Genomic DNA, 6,311 nt, shown 5'->3' on the forward strand with positions numbered 1-6,311 from the left:
TCATCAGCGGCCGCAGCCGCCGCCGCGGTCGTCGGGGCCGCGGCGGCGGCGGTAGCGTCGCCGATTGCCGAGCCGATGCCGGCAAGCTCCGTAGCGGCTGTTGCAACTATCTCCGGCGTTACGCTCACGAACGACATTTCATACCCTCCGCCAGCCCAATAATCGCGCACTACGTTGTTATTCTTTATCCGATTGGGCCTATTCGCGCAACGTTTCTTACAATTTTTTAATTCGCTATTTGAGGAATTTGTCGGCGCGTGAGATTCCCTGGTCGTCGAATTGTCGCGGACTGGGTGAATGAAATTCTCAAGCGACTTCTTCGACGCCGACAACTATCCCGACATCACGGTCACCGTCGCGGCGATGTAACCAGGCGATGGAATGAAGTACAGGTTCGGGCCGACCGCACCGTGCGGGGCGCTGCAGGACGGTGCGGACCGGATCACCGCAACCGCCGCCGTCGAGCGCGAGCGTCTGGGGGTCAGCGGCAACATGGCGGGAATGGCCGGCAAAACGACGACCCTGCTGGCGGACACGGTTTTCCGCCCCTGCGCCGATTTGTGCTCATCGCGGCTCCGTTGCCGGTAGGATGGGAGCAATTATCGCCACAATATTGAGATGCGCGCCGGCACGGGTGTGTGTCACAGTCGGATCTTGTGACCGTGATTGTTCGAAGTCCGACTGAGGACGATTGGCCGGGAATGTACTTCCTGGCCGCAGCTAGCTTCACCGACTTTGTCGGTCCCGAGGCGGCGAACGCGTTGCGTGCGTTGGTGCCCGACGACGGGGCCGTGGTGGTCCGGGACGGTCCTGACGTCGTCGCGATGGCGCTGTATCTGGACCTGCGGCTGACGGTGCCCGGTGGGGCCGTGCTGCCAACGGCCGGTCTGAGCTTCGTCGCGGTCGCACCGACCCACCGCCGGCGCGGGTTGCTGCGCACGATGTGCACCGAATTGCACAATCGCATATCCGCTTCCGGCTACCCGATGGCAGCCCTGTTTGCCAGCGAGGGCGGTATCTACGGCAGATTCGGCTACGGGCCCGCCACCATCCTGCATGAGCTGACTGTCGATCGGCGTTTCGCCGGTTTCCATGCCGACGCATCGGGTGCTGGGACGGTCCGGTTGGTCAGGCCCACCGAGCATCGCGGTGCGTTTGAGGCAATCTACGAGCGCTGGCGCACGCAGGTGCCGGGCGGGCTGCTGCGCCCGAAGGTGCTCTGGGACGGCCTGCTGACCGAGCGGGATCCTGCGGAGCGCGAGTGCTATGCGCTCGTGCATCCCGATGGCTACGCGCTGTATCGGGTGGACCGTACGGATCTCAAGCTGGCGCGTGTTGGCGAATTCAGGGCCGTAACCGCCGACGCGCGCGGTGCGTTGTGGCGGGCTCTGCTTGGGCTCGACTCGATGGAACGGGTCAGCATCCTCACCCGCCCGGATGACCCGTTGCCGTTCCTGCTCACCGATACCCGACTGGCCCGCACCACCTGGTGCCAGGACGGACTGTGGCTGCGAATCATGGATGTGCCGGCCACACTCGAGGCGCGCAGCTATGCCGGGGAACTCACCACCGTGCTGGAGGTATCGGGCGCGGGCCGATTCGCGCTGGAGATCGGTGACGGCCGTGCCCGTTGCACGCCGACCGATGCGGATCCGGAGATGGTATTGGGCCGCGATGTCCTGGGCAGTCTGTATCTGGGGGTGCACCGCGCCTCGACATTTGCCGCGGCGAACCGGTTGCGCGCCAAGGATTCCCAACTGGTGCGCCGTTTCGACGCGGCGTTTGTCAGCGATGTTCCCGCGGAGACTGCTTTCGAGTTCTAACCGCACTCGCTGACATCGAATTTGCGTGGGTGGCCAATACCAGTTCGTCGTTGTCGACGATGACCCACACCGGGGTCGCCAGCGGCCGGGGGCGACGAATTCGGACATCCCGGTGCGGTTGCCTTCGCAAAGTAACGCGAAGACTCTGCTGGAGAGTTCGGCCAGTGTGCTACAGCCTGGCCAAATCGTAGTCAGCGATGCGGTCGATGAGGACCTGCAGCTGATCATGCGTGGACCCCAACGTGTGCTCGATCGCGGTAAGCCGGGCCGCATAGTGGCCGACCGGATATTCCGCGGTCATCCCGATGCCGCCGTGCAGCTGGATCGCCTCTTGCCCGATGTGCCGGCCCGATCGGCCGATTTGCAGCTTGGCTCGTGCGGCGATCAGTGGGTCGAAGTTGCCGTCGGCGATCGACATCGCGGCATAGAGGTTCATGCTGCGCGCCAACTCCAGCGACACGTACATATCTGCGGCACGTTGGGTGAGTGCTTGGAACTTGTTCAGCGTGACGCCGAACTGCTTGCGTGTCTTGAGATAATCGGTGGTCAGGCGAAGCGCTTCCTCCATGGCGCCGACCGCTTCGGAACACAACGCGGACTGCATCCGGATGATGGCCCTACCGATGGCAGCGCACGCGTCGACCGCATCATCGCCGAGCGGTTCGGCAGGCGCGCGGTCCAGGTCAATTTGCGCGCCGCGCTGGCCGTCGAAGGTCCGATAGGCGTTACGGGTGACCGCATCGCCGGCGACCAGAAACAAACCGGTGCCGCCGGCCGGCAATGCGGCGCTGACCACCAGCATGTCGGCGCAGTCACCGGCGAGCACCGGATTCTTCCGCCCGGTCAGCATCCACGAATCACCTTGCTGTACAGCATGTGTCGTGACGACATCGACCGGCTTGCGGATGCCCGGTTCCAGGTGCGCGAACGCCAGCAGCCGTTGGCCAGCCGCGACGTCGTCGAGCGATTGCCGCTGCGCTTGGGTGCCTAACTCGGCGATGAGCGCCCCGGGGGCCAGTGCGGCGTGCACGACGGGTTCGGGCGCCAACCGCCGGCCGACCTCGGTGAGCACGACCATGATTTCGATCTGGCCCGCCTCGTCCGCGTCGAACCCGAGCCCAAGAATCCCGATGTCGGCCAGCTGACTCCAAACTTCGCGGCTCCAACCGAGTTCGGTATCGATCACCTTGTTGCGGCTCTCCACGTCATAGCCGCGGGACAACATGTCGCGGGTGGTGTCGCGGAGCAGCGTCTGTTCTTCGCTCAATTGAAAGTCCATGGCTGCCTCACAATCCAAGAATGGTGGACGCGATGATGTTGCGTTGCACTTCGTTGCTGCCGCCGTAGATCGAGGTCTTGCGGTAGTTGAGATAGTGCGCGGCGCTGGTTTGTGCCCAGTCCGGTGACGCGATTTCGCTCGCGCCGACCGGCAGCGCATCGGCCCCGGCCACCTCGACGAGCAGCTCGGTGGCGATTTGCTGTAGTTGGCTGCCGCGCAGCTTGAGCACCGATGAAGCCGGATTGGGCTTACCGCCCGAAGAGCTGGAGACCACCCGCGCCTGCGTCAGTTCCAGTGCCAGCACCTCGTTTTCGGCCTCGGCCAGGCGCGCGGCGAACAGCGGATCGTTGAGCAATCCGTTCTCCGCTGCGTGCCGCTTTACCTCGGCGAGGCGGACCTTGGTTCGACCGACTTGGGCTATGCCGGTGCGTTCGTTGCCCAGCAGGAACTTTGCGTACGTCCAGCCCTGATTCTGTTCGCCGACAAGCTGATCGGCGGGCACTCGGACATCGGAAAAGAACACCTCGTTGACTTCGTGGCCGCCGTCGATGGTCTTGATGGGCCGCAGCGTGATACCCGGCGTTTGCATGTCGATGAGCAGAAACGAGATACCCGCCTGGCGCTTGGGCGCCTGCGGGTCGGTACGCACCAGGCAAAAGATCCAGTCCGCGTACTGGCCCAGCGTCGTCCATGTCTTTTGCCCATTGACAACGTAGCTGTCGCCGTCACGCACCGCGGCGGTGCGCAGCGAGGCGAGGTCGGAGCCGGCTTCGGGCTCCGAGAAGCCCTGGCACCACCAGATGTCCATGTTCGCCGTCGGCGGCAGGAAGCGCTGCTTGATCTGCTGGGATCCGAATTCGGCGATTACCGGGCCAACCATTTTGGTGTTGAAGTTCAGTGGCTCTGGGACGCTCGCCAATTGCATCTCGTCGGTCCAAATCTGGAACTGCGTGGGTGTCCAGTCCTTCCCGCCCCACGCGACGGGCCAATTGGGTACCGCGAGCCCATGGTCGTGCAGGATCTTGTGGCTGGTGACGAAGTGGTCTTTGGTCAGCGATTCGCCCTGACGCACCCGCTCGCGGATCTCGGCGGGGATCTGCGTGGTGTAAAAGGTGCGCAGCTCGTCGCGGAATGCGGCTTCGTCGGGTGTAAGCGCCAGCTTCATCGGCAGCCTCCTGGTGCCTCCAGTAGTGAAAGGTGGTTGATCATGTGGGTGGTTGCCGACCGATTCGTAAGCTCGTTGTCGCTTGCCGGTGTAAGTCCGGTCCGGGTAGCTGTCAGGAGGCCCGGTAGCAGGCTGGCGGTGTCGCCCGGAAACGGGCGGGGCCGAAGCCCAGCGTCGAACTTCCCGCATGGCGGGGTGTGCAATGGAACGGTCCGTAACGTCAAGTGAAGCCTGCCGTGTCTTTAGCGATCAGACATCTCACGAAGTTAATAGTCAAGCCGCGAGTTGTAGCAGAGATGGAAACGCCCGGTGTTCGTCGTAGAGCTGGCGGGTTTGCAGCGGCTACCCACCTCGGCTGCTATCAAACCTGACCAGCGGTGCGCAACAGTGACTCATGCACAGCCTTGGATTCATCCACAGGAAGGTAGGCGAGGCGCTGTTGTCGGGGCTGTTTTGGCGGTCAACGCCCCTACGGTCGGCCCATGCACACTGAACTGCCCGCCGAGCGCGTGCATCGCCGACTCGGCGCCGACCCACATTCTCCACCGCAGCAGCGGTCAACAGCCGAATCGGCGGATGTCTGCGATGACCCGGACGATGGCCCTAACTCGCTGCTGCCGCGCTGGCTTCCCGATTCGTCGAGCAGCCGAGGCTGGCTGGAGAAGGTGCGCGCCGATCCAGGGCGTGCCGGTGCCATCGCGATGGCGGTGGTTGCCGCGCTGGCGGTGCTGGTCGCCGTATTCACGTTGGTGCGTGACCGGCCCGCGCCGGTCACATCGGCCAAACTGCCTGCAGTCGAACGAGGTTCGTCGACCTCAGCAGCCGGACCTAGGTTGTCGGCGGGCCCCGGTCAGCCACCGGGGGCGGACCAGCCGGTGGTGGTCAGCGTCGTCGGCCTGGTGCATACCCCCGGATTGGTCACCCTGGCACCGGGCGCGCGGATCGCCGATGCGCTACATGCTGCCGGCGGCGCGATAGACGGTGCCGACACCATCGGCCTCAACATGGCCCGCCAGGTAGCTGACGGCGAGCAGATCGTGGTTGGACTTGCTCCCGTTGCGGGGCAACCGACCACGTTAGGCAGCTCCGTCAGCACCGGCATGGCGGGCTCGGGGCCGGCCGCCGATGGGCCCCACCCAAGCCCCAAGCCCGGTCCCAAGCCCGCCGAGGTAGTCGACCTCAACACGGCGACCGTGGCGCAGTTGGACGCCTTACCCGGGGTCGGACCGGTCACTGCTGCCGCGATCGTCGCGTGGCGGCAGGCCAACGGCAGGTTTACCAGCATCGACCAGCTTGCCGACGTCGACGGTATCGGGCCGGCGCGGCTGGACAAGTTGCGCGCCATGGTCCGTGTCTGACGCTGGTGCACCTTCGGGTAGGGCCGGCAGCGCCGGTGGATCTGCGTCTGGCTCCGGCCGCACTGACCAGTTGGATGGTGACTGCCGCGGGTATCGGTTGGCCGATTGGCCGGGCATGCGCAGCGTGCTGCGTCATGGTTGCCATCGGCTCGGGTGCGCTGTGGTGGTTGGCGCGGTTGCAGCGCTCGGTGCGACTGTGCGCCATCAGTGCCGGCTTGGTGGCGGTCGGTGTGGTGGGCGCCGGCTATGGTTTCGCGGTCGCGTTACGAGCCGATTCGGTCGGGCGCCACCCGATTACTACCGCGTTTGGGACGTCCGCTCCGGTCACGGTCTCGCCCACCGAAAGCCCGCTGTCCCTAGCACCTGGGCGGTTGATGTTCCGGGCCACCATCCAGCGGCTGCATGACGACGAAATCTCAGGCCGTGTAGTGGTTTTCGCGCGAGCAGCGGAGTATGGCGAGCTGACAGTTGGCCAGCCGGTACGGTTCACCGCCCACATCGCTCGCCCGGCCCGACACGATCTGACGGTCGCGGTGCTCACCGCGGTGGGCCGGCCGGCGGTGGGCTACGCCAATCGGCTACAGCGAGCCGCACACATGGTTCGCAGACAGTTTGCCTTGGCCGTCCGGGAAGTATTGCCGGCCGATCAAGCCGCGATGCTGCCCGCGTTGGTGCTCGGCGACACT

General features: G+C 65.0%; 6 protein-coding genes and 1 pseudogene. 4 read left to right on the plus strand and 3 right to left on the minus strand.

Annotation, left to right across the window (positions count from 1 at the left end; genetic code table 11):
- Positions 1-137, minus strand: a 137-nt coding sequence (locus F0Q45_RS23460) for a PE domain-containing protein (RefSeq protein ID WP_149656185.1), incomplete at its 3' end; no start/stop codon positions are given.
- 244 nt (positions 138-381) lie between these two features.
- Here F0Q45_RS23460 and F0Q45_RS23465 point away from each other — a divergent pair.
- On the plus strand, positions 382-588 hold the full coding sequence (locus tag F0Q45_RS23465; RefSeq protein WP_149656186.1) for a hypothetical protein: 207 nt from the start codon (positions 382-384) through the stop codon (positions 586-588).
- A gap of 50 nt (positions 589-638) precedes the next feature.
- A complete protein-coding gene (locus F0Q45_RS23470) occupies positions 639-1,823 on the plus strand; it encodes an enhanced intracellular survival protein Eis (protein ID WP_149656187.1) in 1,185 nt (394 codons plus the stop codon).
- Between the two features lie 169 nt (positions 1,824-1,992).
- Here the strand turns inward: F0Q45_RS23470 and F0Q45_RS23475 are convergent, their stop codons facing one another.
- Both F0Q45_RS23475 and F0Q45_RS23480 read right to left on the minus strand, forming a co-directional pair.
- A complete protein-coding gene (locus F0Q45_RS23475; protein ID WP_149656188.1) occupies positions 1,993-3,102 on the minus strand; it encodes an acyl-CoA dehydrogenase family protein in 1,110 nt (369 codons plus the stop codon).
- Between the two features lie 7 nt (positions 3,103-3,109).
- Positions 3,110-4,267, minus strand: a complete 1,158-nt coding sequence (locus F0Q45_RS23480; RefSeq protein WP_149656189.1) for an acyl-CoA dehydrogenase family protein — start codon at positions 4,265-4,267, stop codon at positions 3,110-3,112.
- 482 nt (positions 4,268-4,749) lie between these two features.
- On the opposite strand from F0Q45_RS23480, the gene F0Q45_RS23485 reads away from it, so the two are divergent.
- Together F0Q45_RS23485 and F0Q45_RS23490 are read left to right on the plus strand one after the other, a co-directional pair.
- Positions 4,750-5,625, plus strand: coding sequence for a ComEA family DNA-binding protein (locus F0Q45_RS23485; protein WP_149656190.1), 876 nt, complete (start codon positions 4,750-4,752; stop codon positions 5,623-5,625).
- A gap of 74 nt (positions 5,626-5,699) precedes the next feature.
- A pseudogene (locus tag F0Q45_RS23490) lies at positions 5,700-6,311 on the plus strand (ComEC/Rec2 family competence protein); the annotation flags it as partial.

It is taken from the genome of Mycobacterium simiae, assembly GCF_008370645.1.
Lineage (GTDB): Bacteria > Actinomycetota > Actinomycetes > Mycobacteriales > Mycobacteriaceae > Mycobacterium > Mycobacterium simiae_A.

What these genes read in the sequence shown, in the direction of transcription:
- F0Q45_RS23465 (WP_149656186.1), top strand. Translation starts at nt 382, where the DNA reads ATGAAGTACAGGTTCGGGCCGACCGCACCGTGCGGGGCGCTGCAGGAC.
- F0Q45_RS23475 (WP_149656188.1), bottom strand. Translation starts at nt 3,102, where the DNA reads ATGGACTTTCAATTGAGCGAAGAACAGACGCTGCTCCGCGACACCACC.
- F0Q45_RS23480 (WP_149656189.1), bottom strand. Translation starts at nt 4,267, where the DNA reads ATGAAGCTGGCGCTTACACCCGACGAAGCCGCATTCCGCGACGAGCTG.
- F0Q45_RS23485 (WP_149656190.1), top strand. Translation starts at nt 4,750, where the DNA reads ATGCACACTGAACTGCCCGCCGAGCGCGTGCATCGCCGACTCGGCGCC.